At 65.9% G+C, this 18,002-nt stretch carries 16 protein-coding genes and 1 tRNA gene; 14 read left to right on the forward strand and 3 right to left on the reverse strand.

The window, feature by feature from the left end:
• Positions 1–34: 34 nt before the first annotated feature.
• The 4 genes from E0E30_RS08560 to E0E30_RS08575 all read left to right on the forward strand — a co-directional run bounded on the left by E0E30_RS08560 (position 35) and on the right by E0E30_RS08575 (position 4,562).
• On the forward strand, positions 35–967 hold the full coding sequence (locus E0E30_RS08560) for a sugar-binding transcriptional regulator (protein ID WP_130865908.1): 933 nt from the start codon (positions 35–37) through the stop codon (positions 965–967).
• A gap of 208 nt (positions 968–1,175) precedes the next feature.
• On the forward strand, positions 1,176–2,483 hold the full coding sequence (locus E0E30_RS08565) for an ABC transporter substrate-binding protein (protein WP_130865909.1): 1,308 nt from the start codon (positions 1,176–1,178) through the stop codon (positions 2,481–2,483).
• 187 nt (positions 2,484–2,670) lie between these two features.
• A complete protein-coding gene (locus E0E30_RS08570; RefSeq protein WP_130865910.1) occupies positions 2,671–3,708 on the forward strand; it encodes a carbohydrate ABC transporter permease in 1,038 nt (345 codons plus the stop codon).
• Positions 3,705–4,562: an ABC transporter permease subunit gene (locus tag E0E30_RS08575; protein ID WP_130865911.1), complete on the forward strand. Its 858-nt coding sequence runs from the start codon at positions 3,705–3,707 to the stop codon at positions 4,560–4,562. The genes E0E30_RS08570 and E0E30_RS08575 overlap by 4 nt, the downstream gene beginning before the upstream one ends.
• Before the next feature lie 147 nt (positions 4,563–4,709).
• On the opposite strand, the gene E0E30_RS08580 is transcribed toward E0E30_RS08575, so the two are convergent.
• Positions 4,710–5,255: a DUF3618 domain-containing protein gene (locus E0E30_RS08580; RefSeq protein WP_130865912.1), complete on the reverse strand. Its 546-nt coding sequence runs from the start codon at positions 5,253–5,255 to the stop codon at positions 4,710–4,712.
• A gap of 103 nt (positions 5,256–5,358) precedes the next feature.
• Between E0E30_RS08580 and E0E30_RS08585 the strand changes: the two genes are divergently transcribed.
• The 5 genes from E0E30_RS08585 to E0E30_RS08605 all read left to right on the forward strand — a co-directional run bounded on the left by E0E30_RS08585 (position 5,359) and on the right by E0E30_RS08605 (position 12,147).
• The gene (locus tag E0E30_RS08585) at positions 5,359–5,844 is read left to right on the forward strand and encodes a peroxiredoxin (RefSeq protein WP_130865913.1); all 486 of its coding nucleotides are present in this window, start codon (positions 5,359–5,361) and stop codon (positions 5,842–5,844) included.
• Positions 5,845–5,892: 48 nt separating this feature from the next.
• Positions 5,893–5,974 (forward strand) — tRNA-Leu (locus E0E30_RS08590).
• Between the two features lie 205 nt (positions 5,975–6,179).
• Entirely contained in the window at positions 6,180–7,784 is a 1,605-nt protein-coding gene (locus E0E30_RS08595; protein WP_130865914.1) for a class I SAM-dependent DNA methyltransferase, read from the forward strand.
• A complete protein-coding gene (locus E0E30_RS08600; RefSeq protein ID WP_130865915.1) occupies positions 7,781–8,992 on the forward strand; it encodes a restriction endonuclease subunit S in 1,212 nt (403 codons plus the stop codon). The genes E0E30_RS08595 and E0E30_RS08600 overlap by 4 nt, the downstream gene beginning before the upstream one ends.
• Entirely contained in the window at positions 8,989–12,147 is a 3,159-nt protein-coding gene (locus tag E0E30_RS08605; protein WP_245306553.1) for a type I restriction endonuclease subunit R, read from the forward strand. Before E0E30_RS08600 ends, E0E30_RS08605 begins: the two co-directional genes overlap by 4 nt.
• A 176-nt stretch (positions 12,148–12,323) precedes the next feature.
• Here E0E30_RS08605 and E0E30_RS08610 read toward each other — a convergent pair whose 3' ends face one another.
• Positions 12,324–13,631 (reverse strand): ISL3 family transposase, encoded by a 1,308-nt coding sequence (locus E0E30_RS08610; RefSeq protein WP_130865916.1) that lies wholly within the window; start codon positions 13,629–13,631, stop codon positions 12,324–12,326.
• 209 nt (positions 13,632–13,840) lie between these two features.
• Between E0E30_RS08610 and E0E30_RS08615 the strand changes: the two genes are divergently transcribed.
• The 5 genes from E0E30_RS08615 (at position 13,841) to E0E30_RS08640 (ending at position 16,601) form a co-directional block, all read left to right on the forward strand.
• Positions 13,841–14,050: a hypothetical protein gene (locus tag E0E30_RS08615; protein ID WP_130865917.1), complete on the forward strand. Its 210-nt coding sequence runs from the start codon at positions 13,841–13,843 to the stop codon at positions 14,048–14,050.
• Positions 14,051–14,456: 406 nt separating this feature from the next.
• Positions 14,457–14,945, forward strand: a complete 489-nt coding sequence (locus E0E30_RS08625) for a TIR domain-containing protein (protein WP_210115806.1) — start codon at positions 14,457–14,459, stop codon at positions 14,943–14,945.
• Complete coding sequence (locus tag E0E30_RS08630; protein ID WP_210115807.1) at positions 14,936–15,382, forward strand: HIT family protein; 447 nt, start codon at positions 14,936–14,938, stop codon at positions 15,380–15,382. The genes E0E30_RS08625 and E0E30_RS08630 overlap by 10 nt, the downstream gene beginning before the upstream one ends.
• A complete protein-coding gene (locus tag E0E30_RS08635) occupies positions 15,379–15,819 on the forward strand; it encodes a hypothetical protein (protein WP_130865918.1) in 441 nt (146 codons plus the stop codon). The genes E0E30_RS08630 and E0E30_RS08635 overlap by 4 nt, the downstream gene beginning before the upstream one ends.
• A gap of 407 nt (positions 15,820–16,226) precedes the next feature.
• Complete coding sequence (locus E0E30_RS08640) at positions 16,227–16,601, forward strand: hypothetical protein (RefSeq protein ID WP_130865919.1); 375 nt, start codon at positions 16,227–16,229, stop codon at positions 16,599–16,601.
• Between the two features lie 3 nt (positions 16,602–16,604).
• On the opposite strand, the gene E0E30_RS08645 is transcribed toward E0E30_RS08640, so the two are convergent.
• Positions 16,605–18,002, reverse strand: a complete 1,398-nt coding sequence (locus tag E0E30_RS08645; RefSeq protein ID WP_130865920.1) for a DNA polymerase IV — start codon at positions 18,000–18,002, stop codon at positions 16,605–16,607.

Here is an 18,002-nt window from a genome sequence, read left to right on the forward strand (position 1 = left end):
TCTGCCATCACAACTCTCACGTTTGTGAATCTCCATGGATGACCGCGACCACATCAAGCTCCTCATCGAGGTGGCCCGCCGCTACTGGATCGATGGACTCGGCCAGGCCCAGATCGCCGCGGAGATCGGCTACTCACGGTCGATGATCTCGCGGCTGCTCGACGAGGCCAGGAGACGCAGGATCGTCACCATCACGGTGAGCCATCCGGTCGAGCGGGCGATGGAACTCGAGACGGAGCTGTGCCGCAGGTTCCACCTCTCCTCGGCGCGCGTCGCGACGACAAGCACCTCCGTCGATCCGTCGGAAGCCATCAGCCTCGGCGCCGAGGTGCTCCTGGAGGTCCTGCCACGCGACGGCGTCATCGCGGTGACGAACGGCCGCACGGTCTCCGCGGTCGTCAATGCCGTGGACACCCGACGCCGTCAGGCCACCGTGGCACAGGCCATGGGGGGCATCGCCCAGGGCAACCACCTCGTCGACGCCCCGGAGATCTGTCGCCAGTTGGCCGATCGACTGGCCTGTGGCTACTGCATCATGCCGGCCCCGCTGCTCGTCGGCAGCGAGTCCCTGGCCATCGCCCTGCGCCACGACCCGACGATCTCCATGACCCTCACCATGGCCTCGCACGCCGACGTCCTCCTCACCGGGATCGGCAGCACGTCGACCGGACAGGACGGAGCGATCTTCGACTACTTCGTCTCCCCCGAGGAGCACCAGGACTTCCTCGACCGGGGCGCGGTCGGGCACATCTGCGGACACCACGTCGACGCCCGGGGACGCCACGTCGACTCGGAGTTCTGCCGCCGTCTCATGGCGGTCCCCCACGATCGCCTGCCCGCGATATCGCACGTCGTCGCGGTCGCCTGGGGGGAACACAAGGCCGCGGCGATCCGGGCCGCGGCCCGGGGAGGTCTGGTCGACCATCTCGTCACCGACATGCCGACGGCCCAACTCGTCCTCGCCTGACACCGGGTGCACGCCGGCCACATCCGCCTGACTACGATTCCGAACGAGGACCGGATCCCGACACCGACACCCCGAAGGCGACCCTCATCCACCGTGACGTTGCGCACAGCGGTAACGTCTGCCCCAGTGAAAAGTGACACCCGGTCCACCACGGTGGCGGCCCGGGAACGGGGCGCGGTGCGCCGCGCCGTTTCAAGGAGGAAATACGATGTCGACCCCTACCCGCCGCGCTTTCATGCAGGGCTCACTCGGCGCCTTGGCACTCGGTGCCCTCGCCGCATGCTCCAACGGATCGACCGGAACCGGCAGCAGCAGTTCGAGTGCCAAGGCCGACTCCTTCACCGGGACCGGCCCCATCTCCTGGGTCCAGGGCAAGGACTTCTCCGGCGGCATGGTGCAGAAGCACCTGGACGAGTGGAACAAGCAGTACCCCAACGAGAAGGTCACCCTCATCGAGCTGTCCTCGGAGGCCGACCAGCAGCGTCAGTCCCTCATCAACAACGCCCAGACCAACTCGGCTGCCTATGACGTCATCGGCCTCGACGTCGTCTGGGTCGCCGAGTTCGCCGCGAACCGCTGGGTCGTCGAGCTGCCCGCCGACCAGTTCACCGACAGCGACTACATCAAGGGCGTCATGGACACCGGCCTCTACCGCGACAAGCGCTACGCCATGCCCTACGCCACCGACGCGTCGATCATGTACTACCGCAAGGACATCCTGGCCAAGGCCGGGATCAAGGACGTCCCGGCCACCTGGGACGACGTCCTCAAGGCCATCGAGGCAGTCCGCAAGCTGCCGGGCATGTCGAGCATCGGCGGCTTCGGCGGCCAGTGGGCCAAGTACGAGGGCCTCACCTGCAACATCTCGGAGTTCATCCACACCTTCGGCGGCGACATCGTCGACTCCTCCGGCAAGGTCATCATCGACTCCCCGGAGACCGTCAAGGCCGTCCAGCACGTCATCGACGCCTTCAAGAACAACGTCATCCCCAAGGCCGCGCTGGAGTGGAAGGAGGAGGACGGCCGCAACGCCTTCGAGGCCGGCAAGGTCCTCTTCTACCGGCAGTGGCCGTACCAGTACTCCAACGACCTCAAGCAGCTCGGCACCGACAAGTTCGGCGTCGCCCCGCTGCCCTCGATCAACGGCAAGAAGTACCAGGCCACCCTCGGCGGTCACAACTGCGGCATCACGACGAACTGCAAGAACAAGGCCACGGCCCTCAAGTTCGTCAAGTGGTGGACCAACAAGGAGTCCGAGCAGTACGCCCTGAGCACCCAGAGCAACGCCCCGACCATGGGGTCGCTGTACACCGGGGCCGACAACGTCAAGAAGTTCCCCTACCTGCCCACCCTCAAGGCCTCCCTCGACGAGGCCAAGGGCCGTCCGCGCGTCGTCAACTACGGCGACGTCACGGCAGCCATCCAGGACGCCATCTACCCCGCCATCCAGAGTGGCGGCGACGCCCAGTCCGTGGTGACGAAGCTGTCCGACACCCTCAAGTCGATCATCAAGTGATCCCGGGGTGGGCGGAGCGGCCACCGAGCCATCGGGCCTCGGCCCGCGCCGCCCACCACCGCTGACGCCGACCACGGCGTCCTGCTCCGGACCGACCCCGCCGCGCGTGACTGGCGTGGCGGCCCTCGCCCTGCGGGACGCCGTGTGGTCGGCCCACACCTTGGTCCCCACGCGAGGAAGTCACATCATGTCCAGCTCTGTCGCAGCACCCAGGAGGAGGTCGTCCAGGGCACGGGCCCAGGAACGCCTGGGGCTGGCCCTCATCGCCCCCACCCTGCTCGTCCTCACGATCGTCATCGTCCTGCCGGTCATCGAGTCGATCCGCCAGTCCCTCTACGGCCAGGCCGGCCTCGACCCGGCCACCGGATTCGTCTCGGACACCGAGCCCTTCGTCGGCCTGCGCAATTTCACCGAAATCTTCACCGGCAACGGCTCCAGGTTCTGGACGGCGTTCGGCAACACCACGCTCTTCGGCGTCGTCACCGTCGTCATGGAGACGGTGCTCGGCGTCATCATGGCGCTCATCATGCATCGCGCCATGGCAGGACGCGGGATCGTGCGCGCCGCGATCCTCGTGCCATGGGCCATCCCCACCGCCGTGTCGGCCATCCTCTGGGGCTGGATCTTCAACCAGAACGGCGTCGCCAACGCCATCCTCGGTCAGCAGATCATGTGGGCCTCGGGCAACTGGAGCGCCAAGTGGGCGATCATCATCGCCGACGTGTGGAAGACGGCGCCGTACATCGGTCTGCTCACCCTCGCCGGGCTGCAGGTCATTCCCGCGGAGGTCTACGAGGCGGCCAAGGTCGACGGGGCATCGGTGTGGAGACGGTTCACGGCGATCACCCTGCCGCTGGTCAAGCCGGCCCTCGTCGTCGCGGTGCTCTTCCGCACCCTCGACGCCCTGCGCATGTTCGACCTGCCGTACATCCTCGTCGGCCCGCGGAAGGGGTCGGTGGAGACGCTGTCCATGCTCGTCCAGGACGAGGCCTCCAACCTGCGCTACGGGTCGGCGGCGGCGTACGCCCTCATCCTCTTCCTCTACGTCTTCATCGTCGTCGCCGCGTTCATCAAGATCCTCGGCGCCGACCTCACCGGGGCGGGGCCCAAGGAGCGTCGTCGCAAGCTCAAGGCGTCGACCTTCGTCACCGGAGGAAGTCCGACGACCCGACGTGAACGCCGCGCGGCCGGACGTCGCGCCGACGGGAAGGGAGCCCAGTCATGAGCACCACCTCGGCCACCACTCACCGGAGCCGCGGCGGATGGGGCAAGGTCATGCCGATCATCGGCATCGTCCTCATCGTCATCTACTGCCTGGCGCCCTTCTACTGGATGATCGTCTCCTCGCTGCGACCGGACACCGAGATCTTCGAGAACACCTGGTGGCCCCGCCACACCTCGCTGCAGAACTACCAGGCCGTCTTCGCCCCCGGCAACAACTTCCTGCGTGGCCTGCTCAACTCGACCATCGTGTCGATCTCGGTGACCATCATCGCCCTGCTCATCGCCACCTTCGCCTCGTACGCCCTGGCTCGGCTCGAATTCCGGGGGAAGGCCGGGTTCCTCATGCTCGTCATCGCGACGTCGATGTTCCCGCTCGTGGCGATCATCGTCCCGCTGCTCAAGAACTTCTCGTCCTGGCACTGGATCAACACCTACCAGGCGATGATCGTGCCGGACCTGTCGTTCTCCCTGCCATTGGCCGTGTGGAACCTCACGACCTTCTTCAAGGAGATGCCCGACGAGCTCGAACAGGCGGGCATGGTCGACGGCTGCACCCCGGCCCAGGCCTTCCGCAAGATCATCCTTCCGCTGGCCGCACCGGGTATCTTCACCACCGCGATCATCGTCTTCATCGGGGCGTGGAACGAGTTCCTCGTCGCCGTGACGATGATCAACGACCCGAAGATGCAGCCGGCCACGGTTCTCCTGGCGAAGTTCACCGGGGCCTCGCAGTTCAACACCCCGTTCGGCTCCCAGATGGCCGCCGGCGTCATCATGACGGTGCCGCTGGTCATCATGGTGCTCATCTTCCAGCGCCGGATCGTCGAGGGTCTGGCGGCGGGCGGCGTCAAGTAGCTGACGTGGTGCCGGGTTCCGGCCCGGCACCACCAGCCCGGCACCACCACCGCCGATCCGGACACGAACGAGCCCCGCCGACCACGCTGTCGACGGGGCTCAAGCCATGTGCCGGGGCGGACCCGCGCACCGGGCAGTGGAACGCTATCAGACCCCCTGGGCACGCTCGGAGGCGGCCTCGGCACGCAGGGTCGCGGCCTGCTTGAGCATGGCCTGGGCCAGACCGCTGACCTTGGCGTCATCATGGGCCAGGTCGATGAGCGCCCCGCCACCCTTGCGACGGCTGCGCTTGACGAGCTTGGCCTCGACCTTGCGCAGCGCCTTGGCCTGCTTGGCGGCGGCCCTGGCCTCGGCCAGCTGCACCTTCTCGAGCTTGCGGCGAGCGGTCTGGCCGGTGGCCCGGCCGACGATCGCGCGCAGGGTCGCGAGGGCGACGATCCCGGCGACGAGCGCCCCGCCGGCGATGACGATGCGGTCGATCCGCCAGCCGTCGTCGTCCTTGACCTGCGACTTCGCCTGGTCGAACTCGGTCTGGGCGAAGGCCTTGGCACCGTTGACGGCGTCGTTCTTGAGGGTCTTGGGATGGAACTGCTCGGTGGCGTCCTCGATGGTCGACGCGACGCGCGATCGGGCGGCGTCGAGGTCCCGGCGGATCTGCTCGGCGGTGCGCGTGTCCTTGGGCTTGTTGGCCATCTGGGCCCCCTGTTCGGTCAAGCGGGTGGTTCGGCGGTGGGTGGTGCCCACGAGGGGGCGGAGGATCCGCCCCGACATGCTCTCAGCCTATACCGTGGGCCCCATGAGCACGCGCCTGGATCCCGGATCGTCAGCCCCCGACTTCTCCCTGCCCGCTGCCGACGGCTCGACGGTGAGGCTGTCGGACCTGCGCGGCCGCAAGGTCGTCGTCTACTTCTACCCCGCCGCGCTCACCCCCGGCTGCACCACCCAGGCGGTCGACTTCACCTCCCACCTCGACGAGTTCACCGACGCCGGGTACCTCGTCCTGGGGATCTCCCCCGACCCCGTCGCCAAGCTGCGACGGTTCGTCGACAAGGAGCAGTTGCGGGTCACCCTGCTGTCGGACGCCGACCGCGCCGTCATGACCGCCTGGGGCACCTACGGCCCCAAGAACGTCTACGGCAAGGAGATCGTCGGGGTCATCCGCTCGACCTTCGTCGTCGACGTGGCCGAGGACGGCGTCGCCACCGTCCAGGTGGCACAGTACAACGTGCGCGCCAAGGGGCACGTCGACAAGCTGGCCCGGGAGCTCGGCATCGCCGGGTGACGGTAGGATCGCCGTCCGTCGGGCCGCGTCGGTGCGGGTCGGCGACCGGCCGGAGTGGTGGAACTGGCAGACACGCAGGATTTAGGTTCCTGTGCCGCAAGGCGTGAGGGTTCAAGTCCCTTCTCCGGCACCGTGGGTCGTAGCGATGGTCGTGTCCGACCGCCCCTGCCTCGTGACGCAATGTGGCAGAAACCGTCTGGGAAGAGGCATGCGGGGCTCGGGGGCTCGGAGAAGTGCCACATTGCAGCCATCGCGGCGCCTGTGGGTCGGGCGGAAAGCGTCGTGGCGGCGCCCTAACATCAGCACCAGACAACCGCGATCGAAACGAGCATCTCATGGCGTCACGCAGTACCAATTCCTCCACGCTCGGGCTCGAGGCCTCCCTGTGGGATGCGGCGAACCGGCTGCGGTCCAACATGGACGCCGCCGAGTACAAGCACATAGTCCTGGGGTTGCTCTTCCTCAAGTACGTTTCGGACAAGTTCGAGGTGCGCCGAGCCCAGCTCAAGGAGCAGTACAGCGATCCCTCCTCCGAGATGTACCTGCCCTCCGAGGAGGCGCGGACGATGATGCTGGAGGACCGCGACTCCTACACCGCCGAAGGTGTCTTCTGGGTGCCGGAGGGGCATCGCTGGGACGACCTGCGCAAGGCGGGCAAACAGCCCGAGATCGGCCAGATCATCAACGATGCCATGGAGGCGATCGAGCGGGAGAATGACTCGCTCAAGGGCATCCTGCCGAAGAACTTCAATCGGCGTGAGTTGTCGCCGACGATGCTCGGTGGGCTCATCGACACCTTCTCGCGCAGTGATCTGGCTGACGAGGAGCACAAGGACGAGGACGTCCTGGGCCGGGTATACGAGTACCTGCTGGGGCGCTATGCCTCCGACGAGGGCAAGAGCGGCGGGGAGTTCTACACGCCGCGATCGGTCGTCTCCCTGCTCACCGAGATGATTCGTCCCTACCGGGGCCGCATCTATGACCCGTGCTGCGGTTCCGGTGGCATGTTCGTCCAAGCGGACAAGTTCGTGGAAGCCCACGCTGGCCACCGCGATGACCTGTCGGTCTACGGGCAGGAGATGAACCCGACGACGTGGCGGCTGGCCCAGATGAACCTCGCGATCCGAGGCATCGAGGCCAACCTCGGGCCGGTCTGGGGCGACTCCTTCACCGACGACAAGCACCCCGACCTGCGGGCCGACTTCATCCTGGCCAACCCGCCGTTCAACGTGTCCGAGTGGGGCGGGGAGCGCCTCACCGACGACAAGCGGTGGGTCTACGGAGTGCCCCCTGCGGGCAACGCCAACTATGCCTGGCTCCAGCACATGCTGTACCACTTGTCCCCGACCGGGACGATGGCCGTGGTCCTGGCCAACGGCTCGCTGACAGTGAACTCGTCCAATCAGGGCGAGATACGCAAGCAGATGGTCGAGGACGACGTCGTGGAGTGCATCGTGGCCCTACCCTCGCAGTTGTTCTATTCGGTGCAGATCCCGGTCTCGGTGTGGTTCCTCACCAAGGACAAGTCGGCCAGGAGGGTGCGAACCGAGGACCGGCAGCGAGACCGACACGGTGAGGTGCTGTTCATCGACGCCCGCAACGTCGGCTACATGGAAAGCCGCACCCAGCGAAACCTCTCGCCCGAAGACACCGCCTCGATCGCGGACACGTACAACGCGTGGCGGGGCGACCCGCAGCTCCCGGCATACAAGGACGTTCCCGGATTCTGTGCTTCCGTCACGACGCGGGCGGTGGCCGACGCCGGATATGCGTTGAGCCCGGGACGCTACGTCGGGGTCGAAGAGGTCGAGGACGACGGCGTGCCAGTCGAGGAGAAGATCGCGCGGCTGAGTGAGGAGATTCGGGTGGGATTCGCCGCGCGTGCCGACCTGCAAGCCAAGGTGGACGCTGCGCTCAACGCGCTGGAGGCAAGCGCGTGAGCCGCCAGACCTGCGAGACAACGCTCAGCGAAGTGTGCGCTCCGGACGGCTTCATCCAAACGGGTCCCTTCGGCTCTCAGTTGCACATGTCTGACTACGCGTCGGACGGTGTTCCCGTGATCATGCCCACCAACCTCGGGGATGGCTTCGTGGTGGAGCAAGGGATCATGCGAACGTCATCCGAGAAGGCCGACTCGCTCTCGCGCCACAAGGTAAGAGAGGGCGATATCGTCTACTCGCGGCGCGGCGACATTACCCGCCGAGCGTTAGTGACCGACGCGGAAACCGGCTGGCTCTGCGGCACGGGTTGCCTGCTCATCCGGCCATCACGTGAAGTCAACAGCCGCTGGCTCTCGTACTGGCTCGCTCAGCCCCGAATTCACGATTGGCTGATAAGCCACGCGGTTGGCGCGACCATGCTCAATCTCAACACCTCTATCCTCGGGGCGCTCCCCGTCACGTTACCGGCACTCCCCGAGCAGCAGCGCATCGCAGGCGTGCTCGGAGCCTTCGATGATCTCATCGAGACGAACCGACGACTTGTTTCGAACCTGCACGAGGCGGCGACCGCCTACGCTGCGGCCCTGGCGGAGCAATGCGATGGCAGCGTCCGAACCTTCGGTGAAGTCTGCACTGTCGGCGGGGGCAGCACGCCGTCGACGAAGGACCAGTCCCTCTGGGGCGAGGAGCATCCCTGGGCGACTCCGAAGGACATCACGGCCCTGCCTTCGCCTTTCCTCTTCGATACTCCACGGAAACTATCCGATGCGGGTCTGGCTAAGTGCACGAGTCCATTGAGATCAGTTGGCTCGATCCTGATGACGTCGCGAGCAACTGTGGGGGAGTTTGCACTTGCCATGGTTCCGACAGCCGTGAACCAAGGGTTCATCGTGGTCAATGGAATCGATCCCATTGACAATGAGTGGCTCTATTTCGAGATGCGTCGTCGGCGGTTGGATTTCCAATCCGTTGCCGCCAAAGGCAGCACATTTCCGGAAATCTCCAAGCGAGAGTTCCGTATGATGCAACTCAAGTGGCCTGAGCATGATTGGAGGCAGCTCTTGCACGAAAGTGTCTCACCGCTACTACGCGCCGCAGCAGAACTTCAGTCAGAGGCGGACAACTTGATCCGGCAGCGCGACGAGCTGCTCCCCCTGCTCATGTCTGGCAAGGTGCGCGTCTCCGAGATCGAAGGGAGTGTGCCGTGACCATCGCTGAGTCCAGCCTGGAGGACTGGGTGCTTGACATGCTGGCCGCCGAGGGCTGGCAGGTCGCCCACGGTCCCGACATCGCCCCGGGAACACCGGGGGCAGAGCGTGACGACTACCGCGAGGTCGTGCTTGTCAATCGGCTCCGCGATGCGATCGAAACCCTCAATCCGCTCTTGCCGGCGGAGGCCGTGGACGAGGCGGTCAAGACGGCGCTGCGCCCGGATGCCACAGTGATCGGGACGGAGAACTGGCGCGCCTACCAACTCCTCGTCTTTGGGGTGCCGGTCGAGTACCGCGACGCGGACGGCACTCTGCGCAACGTGCGGGTCCGTCTGGTCGACTGGACCAATCCCCGAGCCAACGACCTGCTAGCCGTCAATCAGTTCACGGTGGTGGGCAAGAAGGAGCGGCGCCCCGACGTCGTCCTGTTCGTCAATGGCCTGCCGATGGGGCTGTTCGAGTTGAAGAAGCCCGAGGACGAGGACGCCACTGTGCATGGGGCGTACCAGCAGGTCCAGACATACAAGAAGCAGATCCCCGCGCTCTTCACATGGAACCAAGCCGTCATCGTCTCGGACGGATTCCTTGCACGCTTGGGCACCGTCACCGCCCCGAGCAATCACTTCCAAGCGTGGAAGACCATTGACGGGCAGAATCTGGCCCCCAAGTACAAGCCGGAAATCGAGACCGTCATTGCCGGATTCCTTCGCCCCGAGGTGTTCCTTGACTGGGTACGCAACTTCATCGCCGTCAAGGGTGAGGGCGAACAAGCCGTCAAGATCGGGGCCAAATACCACCAGTACTGGGCCGTGACGAAAGCCGTGACCGAGACGGTCGAGGCCATGGAAGGTGATGGCCGTGCGGGCATCGTCTGGCACACCCAGGGCTCCGGGAAATCCTTCGAAATGGCGTGGTATGCCGGGCGTCTCATGCGTCATCCGGCCATGGAGAACCCCACCTTGGTGGTACTCACCGACCGCAATGACCTGGACGACCAGCTGTTCGAGGAGACCTTCGCCGCTACCAAGCCGGGCGCCCCACTACCCGAGCCCCCGGTGCAGGCCGACACCCGTCAGCACCTCAAGGACCTCCTCCAGGGGCGTCAGTCGGGCGGCATCATCTTCACCACCATCCAGAAGTTCGGCCTAACCAAGGACGAACGCGAGGCGGGCAAAGCCTTCCCCCTGCTGTCCGACCGGACCAACGTCGTCGTCATGGTCGATGAGGCCCACCGCTCCAACTACGACTTCATCGACGGGTTCGCCCGCCACCTTCGCGACGGTCTGCCGAATGCGACCTTCATTGGGTTCACGGGCACACCCATCGAAGCCAAGGACCGCTCGACCACCGCCGTGTTCGGCTCGGTCATCGACACCTACGACCTCACGCAGGCCGTCGAGGACGGAGCGACAGTCAAGGTGTTCTACGAGGCCCGCCTGGCCAAGGTGCGGCTACCCGAGGACGCCCTCGCCCAGATCGACGGCGCATTCGCCCAAGCCGTCTCAGGCACCGAGGAAGAAGCCCAGGAGCGTCTGAAATCGAAGTGGTCCCGCGTCGAGGCCATCGTCGGAGCCGACGAGCGGCTCGAGGAGTTGGCCGGCGACATCGTGGCGCACTGGGAGAAGCGCAAGGAGGTCATGCCGCAGGCCAAGTGCATGGTCGTCACCATGTCCCGGCGCATCGCAGTCGCCCTGCACGACAAGATCAGGGCCCTCCGCGCCGACTGGTACTCCGAGGACGACTCCAAGGGCCGGATGAAGGTCATCATGAGCGGATCGGCGTCCGACGACCCAGCCTGGCAGGAGCACCTGCGCACCAAGGAACAGACCCGAGCCCTGAAGAAGCGGGCGTCCGACCCCGACGACCCGCTCGACATGCTCATCGTGCGGGACATGTGGCTCACCGGGTTCGACTCCCCGTCGATGACGACGATGTACGTCGACAAGCCCATGGCCGGGGTGCCCCTCATGCAGGCCATCACCCGGGTGAATCGCACCTTCAAGGACAAGCCGGCCGGGCTCATTGTCGACTACATCGGTATCGCCGAGGACCTGCGCGGCGCGCTGGGCGATTACACCAAGCGGGACCAGGACAACGAGAACGTCGGGGCGGAGATCGAGAGGACCGCGATCCCGGAGATGCTCAAGGAGCACGACATCGTCTGCTCCATCCTTCACGGGTTCGAGTGGCGTCCGCTGTTGGCCGACACATCCGCCAGGGCGTACATCAACGCCGTCATGGCCGGCACCGAGTGGCTGCTGGAGGAGGATCACGTCGAGAACCCCGCCGACGAGGACATCCAGGACGAGCAGGGTTCCACGCCGATGACCATCAAGCAACGCTTCCTGGCCCACACCAAGCGCCTGCGATCGTGGTTTGCCATGGCACCGGCTTCGGAGGCTGCGACGTCGATCCGCGACGATGTGGCCTACTTCGACGCCATCCGCACCGCCATCAGCAAGATCGAGAACGCGGGCCGGGGGGCCGGCGACGCCGACGCCGAACTGGACACCGCAATCGGCCAGATCGTCTCGGAGAGCATGACCGGCACCGGCATGATCGACATCTACGCCGAGGCGGGCGTCGCCAACCCGAACATCTCACTCATTGACGACGCTTTCGTCGAGAAGATCACGAATTCCACGCACCCCAATCTTCAGATGGAGGCCCTCAAGCGCCTCCTCGCCAGCGAGATCAAGACCGTCGCCAAGCGCAACGTCGTCAAGGGTCGCGAGTTCTCCGCGATGCTCAATGAGTCCCTCATGCGATACCAGAACCGCAGTCTGGATACCGCCGCCGTCGTGGCAGAGTTGGTCAAGCTGGCGCAGACGCTCAAGGCCGAACATGCGCGCGGCGAAGCCACCGGGCTCACCGAGGAGGAACTCGCCTTCTACGACGCTCTGCGCTCCAACGAAGCGGCCGTCGAGGCGATGAAGGACGATACCTTGCGAGCTATCGCCCTCGACCTGACGAAAATTGTCCGCCGCGACGCAAAGACCGACTGGTCGTTGAAAGAACAGGTCCGCGCCAAGATGCGAAGCACCATCAAGGTGCTGCTCCTTCGCCATGGATACCCACCAGACAAGGCGCAGTCGGCCACCGAGCTCATCCTCAAGCAGGCTGAGGTCATGGGCGAAAACATGGGAGATTGAGCGCCTAGCCGTCCATGACTCCATGCCGTCTGATTTGATCCGCAGGCGAACTACAGACTTGTCATTCGCGCCCGTTACGCTTGTAGTAGAGCACCGAAGCCTTGGGCTCCTCCCAGGGCGGGAAGAACTCAGGGCTCGGCTCTAGCGGGAACTAGGCGACCGACTCTAGTGGCTCTTCAGGATCCAGGGTGTAGTCGGGGTCTGAATCCTCCGGTCTCCAGGAGTGATCTGGTGATGTAGTGGGTGAGGTTGCGGAATCCCAGGGCGATGCCGCGGAGGTGTTCGAGTCTGCCGTTGATGGCTTCACTGGGCCCGTTCGAGGTCCCGGGGTGGTCGAAGTAGGCCAGGATGTCGTCGGCTCTCTTCTTCAGGGTGTGGCCCAGAGTGGTGACTTCGGGCAGGGCCTTCGGGACTTTGGTGGCGATCGCGTCGATGAGGTGGGCCATGATGCGTCTGCCCTCGGCACGGTTCTCGGCGCGGTAGGCGGCCACGATCTCCTGGTAGACGGCCCAGGTGACCTGGACCGGGGCGTGGGCGTCGGCGGCGAACACCTGTTCCAGGCGGGCGGCCTGCCGGTCGGTGAGCAGGTCCCGGCCCGTGTGCAGGGTCAGCCTGACCCCGAACAGGGGGTCGCCCGCCCGGCCCCGGTGGCCCGTGGTGTCCTGCTGGATGCGTTGGCGGGTGACATCGAGCTGGTCGCCGGCGAGCTGCACGACGTGAAAGGGGTCCATGACCTCGACCGCGGCCGGGAGTTCTTCGGCGGCTGCGGTCTTGAAGCCGGTGAACCCGTCCATCGCCACGATCTGGATGCGGTCGCGCCAGGCCTGGTCGCGGCCGGCCAGCCAGGTCTTGAACACCTTCTTGGAACGTCCCGCCACCATGTCGAGCAGCCGGGAGGCCCCGGTGCCGTCGCGAAGCGGTGTCAGGTCGATGATCACGGTGACGTACTTGTCACCACGGCTGGTGTGGCGCCACACGTGCTCGTCGACCCCGATGACCTCCACGCCCTCGAAGCGGTGCGGGTCGTCGATGAGCCGGCGGGTGCCCTCGGCCAGCACCGCATCGTTGGCGGTGGTCCAGTCCACCCCCAGACCAGCGGCGATACGGGAGACCGGCAGGTGATCGAGCACCAGGCCCTCCAGTGCCCAGGCCAGCCCTCCCCGCGACAGTTTCGCCCTGGCCTGGGCGGCCTGGTCGGTGTTCTGGCGCCACACGTGTCCGCAGCCGGTGCACCGGTACCGGCGTACCCGGATCCGGAGGATCGTGGGCCGGTGGCCCATCGGGGTATGGGCCAGCCGGCGGATCACCGTGTCACGAGGGACCCCCTGGCATCCGCACCAGTGGCACCAGTCGTCGGGGGCGACGACCCGGCAGGCCAGGACCGTCTCCTCGTCACTGATCAGCTGGCCGGTGACCTCCAGACCGAGTTCGTCGAGACGGGCGAATGTGGTCAGGTCGGGGGTGCTGAAGGTAGCGTGGTTCATGGAGGGCCTTGCGATTCACGAGGACGGGACTTAAGACACTCCGATCCTCGCGCAGGGTCCTCCCCCCACGCACCCCGGCCCCACAGGCCAACTACAGCAGACTCTCACACAGTCAAGTCACAACTACACCCTGGATCCTGAAGAGCCACTCTAGTCCTCCCTCAGGCAGTGCTCACAACTGGGCCAAGCCCAGGAAGGAGCGAGCAACCATGGCACGCACTGTGAGTCGGAGTGCCCGTACGGGCCGCTTCGTGAAGGCGGCGACGGCACGCCGGAGCCCAAGGACGACCTCCACCGAGACCGTGGGTCGGGGCACGTCGAACAAGACGACGGTCAACCGCTCCACCATCACGGGGCGGTTCGTCACCGCGTCCACCGCCCAGCGTCACCCCGACACGACCATCAGTCAGCAGGTGTGACGATGAGCAAGGTCACTTTCAAGATGACCCGTGGGTGGGAGAAGAAACTGGAGAAGTTGGTCTAGCCCGCGATGAAGGACATTGCGAACGACTACCAGTAGATGTTCGACTCGCTCGGGCGTCGGTACAAGGGTCGCCCTGTCTCGGAGATCAAGCCGGTCCTCCGGCGCGAGTGGTCTCGGATTGGCGGGTCGATCTCTGATCCTGAGTTGACCAAGTACGCGACGCACATTGGCGAAGGCACACCCATCCAGATGGGCGTCAGATAGGTGAGGTGGGGTGCAGCAGCGAGGGGAAGCGTCCGCTGCACCCCATCCCCATCGGCGGAGCTCTAGGAGTGTCGTACCCACCTGCTAGTCATGTTGGCGGGCCCTGGCAGACCGGGGCCGCGAGAAGGGAGCCCATCGTGGCCAAGTCAGTCTTCTACTCATTCCACTACGACAACGACGTGCACCGCGTCCAGTTGGTTCGTCAGATCGACGCACTCACAGGCGCACCGGAGATCACAGGGCAGAACTGGGAGGAGGTTCGGCACAAGACTGAAACTGCCGTCAAGAACTGGATCGACAAGGAGATGAACTACAAGAAGGCGGTCATCGTCCTCATCGGGCGCAAGACCGCCGAGCGTCACTACGTTCAGTATGAGATCGAACGCGCGTGGTCGATGAAGAAGCCTCTGCTGGGAGTGCGCATCCATGGGTTGGCCTCCATGAGCGACGGTGCGGACTCGCCCGGCAAGGATCCATTCACGGCGCTTGGCATCAATGGAGTGCCCGTCTTCGACCCCACGCAGAAGGACTGGTACACGTCGCGTATCGACACGAGGGCCACCTTCAATGAACTGCGCCGACAACTACCTACTTGGGCTGAGAAGGGCGTCGTCCGATGGTCCTGACCCCAGTTGACTGCCCCTTCTGCGAGATCGTCCAACGGGAGGCCCCGGACGCCCGTGAGGTCTACCGGGACGAGCACGTCATCGCATTCTTTCCGACCGAGCCCGCCGTCCTCGGCCACACCTTGATCGTCCCAAGGGAGCATGTGTCGGACATCTGGTCTGTCTCAGAGGAGACGGCGGCTCATCTCGCCACCGCAACCGTTCGGCTCGCTCTGGCGATCCGCGCGGCGGTGCACTCCGAGGGACTGAACGTCATTCAGTCCAACGGTGAAGCCGCGACTCAGACCGTCTTCCATCTTCACCTGCATCTCGTCCCACGGTGGAGCGACGACGCCATGGGACCGATCTGGCCCGAGGAGACGAACTACACCGAGACAGCCAAGGACGAGATGCAGCAGCGTATTCGAACTGCGATTCGCGAGGGGTGTGCAAGGTGAGCGATCCGACCCCGGCCACCCAACCTCCGCCCCCGAGCCCAGACGACGTACGCAAGCACCTCGAACTGATCCAGGCTGTCATCGCGCGCATGTCAGCCGCCTCTTCACAGGCCAAGGCTTGGCTTCTCCCAGTCGTGTCCGCCGCTTACGGCTACGCCCTGACCAAGCACGCTGAGTCCGTGGCTCTCCTCGGCCTTGGCGCGGTGCTCCTCTTCGGCTACATGGACCTCAACTACCTTCGCCAGGAGAAGCGCTATCGGCTGTTGCACGCCGACGTCGCGGCAGGGCAGCCTGTGCGCCCTCCTTTCTCGATGGAGCCTCCAGCGCTCCCTGCGGGCGTCTACGTATGGACGTCATGGTCCATTGCACCCTTCTACGGAGCCCTGTTGGCTGCGGGTGTGGCCATCATCGTGCGCGTCTGGTGCGTGACTCGCTGACTCCTCGGATGGATCGGGCCGGTCAGGGACGAACCATGGTTTGGGTGTGGTGAACCCTTCCCACCTGCTGTGTTGAAGCCTCAGACGGCACCCTCACCCGGCTTCCTAACTAGGGAGTATGCCGTTTCGCTGAAGAGCCACCGTGGGTTGTGTCGATGGTCATGTCCGGGCATCGGTGCCTCGTGACGCAATGTGGCACGAACTGCCGGCGAAGAGGCGTCCGGGGCTCGTGGACTCCGAGAAGTGCCACATTGCAGTCATCGGGAAGCTCAGCCCTCTGGCGAACGGCAGGGAGGACGGCAGCCCGCAAGCTCACCCCCTCCACGAGGCGTCCCGACGGACAACAATCGCGTATCGATTCGGGAGCAGGCCGTGGGTGCCGCTCACAGCCGAGTCACACTGAACTCATGACGAAGAAGTCGGCCCGCATCACCGGAATCATCATCGCCGTGCTCGTGGTCGTCGCGGCCGCGCTCATCGTCCCCAACGTCGTCCGCATCCCCCGCGAGACCGCGCCGGTCGACACGTACCAGCTCCTCGACCAGGCGACCCACCGATACAAGATCACCTTCTGCCTCGGCTCGGACGAGGCCAAGGACCTCAGGACGACGGTCCAGGAGACCCAGGACAAGGTCGTCATCTCCATCACCTATCGCCCCAGCAGCCGGGCCCGTAATGCCATCTGCCGCATCGCCCACACCGAGGTGACGCTGTCGGCGGCCATCGGATCTCGCACCGTCACCGACGGGCTCGGCAGACAGGTCCTGCCACAAGGCGCTTGATCCTCACTCCTCGACGTCCACCGGCTCCGGCGGCACCCACGCCAACGGCAGCGGCTCCGCGGGCCGCAGGGCGGCGTCGTCGGCGTCGAAACTGCGGACCCGGCCCACCGGGCTCCCGCGGAACTCGAACCGACAGGTGACGACCCCGTGGCCCGAGCCCCACACCCAGCCACGACCGAGGTCCTCGTGGACGACGTCACCCCCGGGGTACCACCGCCTCCCGTCGAAGGAGCGACGCCGTCCGAACGGCCCGGACGCCACCTCCCCGAGCTCCTGGGTGACGACCGGCTCATCGTGCACCTCGCCGTCATCGCCCACGACGAAGAGTTCCTCCTGGGCCGAGGTCGTGAAGTTCGACACACCAACCCCGAGCAGACGCACCCCCTCGCGCAGGTCAAGGCCGTCGAGCAGTCGCACCGCGGCCCGGGTGACCCGCTCGACGGAGTCGGTCGCTCCCTCCAACGTCACCGACCTGGTCCACACCGTGAAGTCGGCCATCTTGGCCTTGAGGGTGATCGTCCGGGCGAACTGGCCCGACCGCCGCAGCCGCGAGCACACCAGCCCTGCGTCCCGCTCGACGATCGCCCGGCACTCGGGGCGGTCGCGCAGGTCGTGCTCGAAGGTGTCCTCCACCGAGATCGACTTGGCGACCCTCGAGGAGACCACCGGCCGGTCGTCCTCGGCCCGCGACAGTGCCGCCAGGCCGGTTCCCCAGGACTGACCCAACTCGCGGACGAGCTCGCCCATCGACGCGGCCCGGACATCGCCGACCGTCCGCAACCCGAGCTTGTCCAACCGGGCGGCGGCCACCGGACCCACCCCGGGGATCGCCCGGGCCGGCAGGGGCGCGATGGTCTCCAGCTCGGCACCGGGCACGACGACCTCGACCTGGTCGTCGATGCCGCGTCGGGGCTTGGCCAACTCGGAGGCCACCTTGGCCATGAACTTGCTCGACCCCACCCCGACCGAGCACCCCAGCCCCTCGGTGCGGTCGCGCACCCGGCTCCGCAGCTCGGTCGCCAGGGCGTGGACCGCCTCGACATCGGCGACGTCGACGTCGGCCTGTTCGAGGTCGACGAAGGCCTCGTCCAGGCTCAACGGCTCGACGAGCGGGGACAGCTCGCGCAGGGTCGCCATGACGACCCGACTTGATTCCCGGTAGGCGCCGAACCGACCGGCCAGGAAGGCGGCGTGGGGAGCAAGGTGACGGGCCTGGGCGCTCGACATCGCCGAGTGCACCCCGAAGACCCGCGCCTCGTAGGACGCCGTCGCGACGACCCCACGCCCGCCCGTCCCGCCGACGATGACCGGTCGGCCCGCCAGGGACGGCTTGTCGCGCTGCTCCACCGAGGCGAAGAAGGCGTCCATGTCGAGGTGGAGGATCGACGCCGTCCGCCTCAC

It is taken from the genome of Acidipropionibacterium timonense, from assembly GCF_900605005.1.
GTDB classification, from domain to species: domain Bacteria; phylum Actinomycetota; class Actinomycetes; order Propionibacteriales; family Propionibacteriaceae; genus Cutibacterium; species Cutibacterium timonense.

Coding starts and splice junctions, on each gene's coding strand:
- E0E30_RS08560 (WP_130865908.1), top strand. CDS start 35: ATGGATGACCGCGACCACATCAAGCTCCTCATCGAGGTGGCCCGCCGC.
- E0E30_RS08565 (WP_130865909.1), top strand. CDS start 1,176: ATGTCGACCCCTACCCGCCGCGCTTTCATGCAGGGCTCACTCGGCGCC.
- E0E30_RS08570 (WP_130865910.1), top strand. CDS start 2,671: ATGTCCAGCTCTGTCGCAGCACCCAGGAGGAGGTCGTCCAGGGCACGG.
- E0E30_RS08575 (WP_130865911.1), top strand. CDS start 3,705: ATGAGCACCACCTCGGCCACCACTCACCGGAGCCGCGGCGGATGGGGC.
- E0E30_RS08580 (WP_130865912.1), bottom strand. CDS start 5,255: ATGGCCAACAAGCCCAAGGACACGCGCACCGCCGAGCAGATCCGCCGG.
- E0E30_RS08585 (WP_130865913.1), top strand. CDS start 5,359: ATGAGCACGCGCCTGGATCCCGGATCGTCAGCCCCCGACTTCTCCCTG.
- E0E30_RS08595 (WP_130865914.1), top strand. CDS start 6,180: ATGGCGTCACGCAGTACCAATTCCTCCACGCTCGGGCTCGAGGCCTCC.
- E0E30_RS08610 (WP_130865916.1), bottom strand. CDS start 13,631: ATGAACCACGCTACCTTCAGCACCCCCGACCTGACCACATTCGCCCGT.
- E0E30_RS08615 (WP_130865917.1), top strand. CDS start 13,841: ATGGCACGCACTGTGAGTCGGAGTGCCCGTACGGGCCGCTTCGTGAAG.
- E0E30_RS08630 (WP_210115807.1), top strand. CDS start 14,936: ATGGTCCTGACCCCAGTTGACTGCCCCTTCTGCGAGATCGTCCAACGG.
- E0E30_RS08640 (WP_130865919.1), top strand. CDS start 16,227: ATGACGAAGAAGTCGGCCCGCATCACCGGAATCATCATCGCCGTGCTC.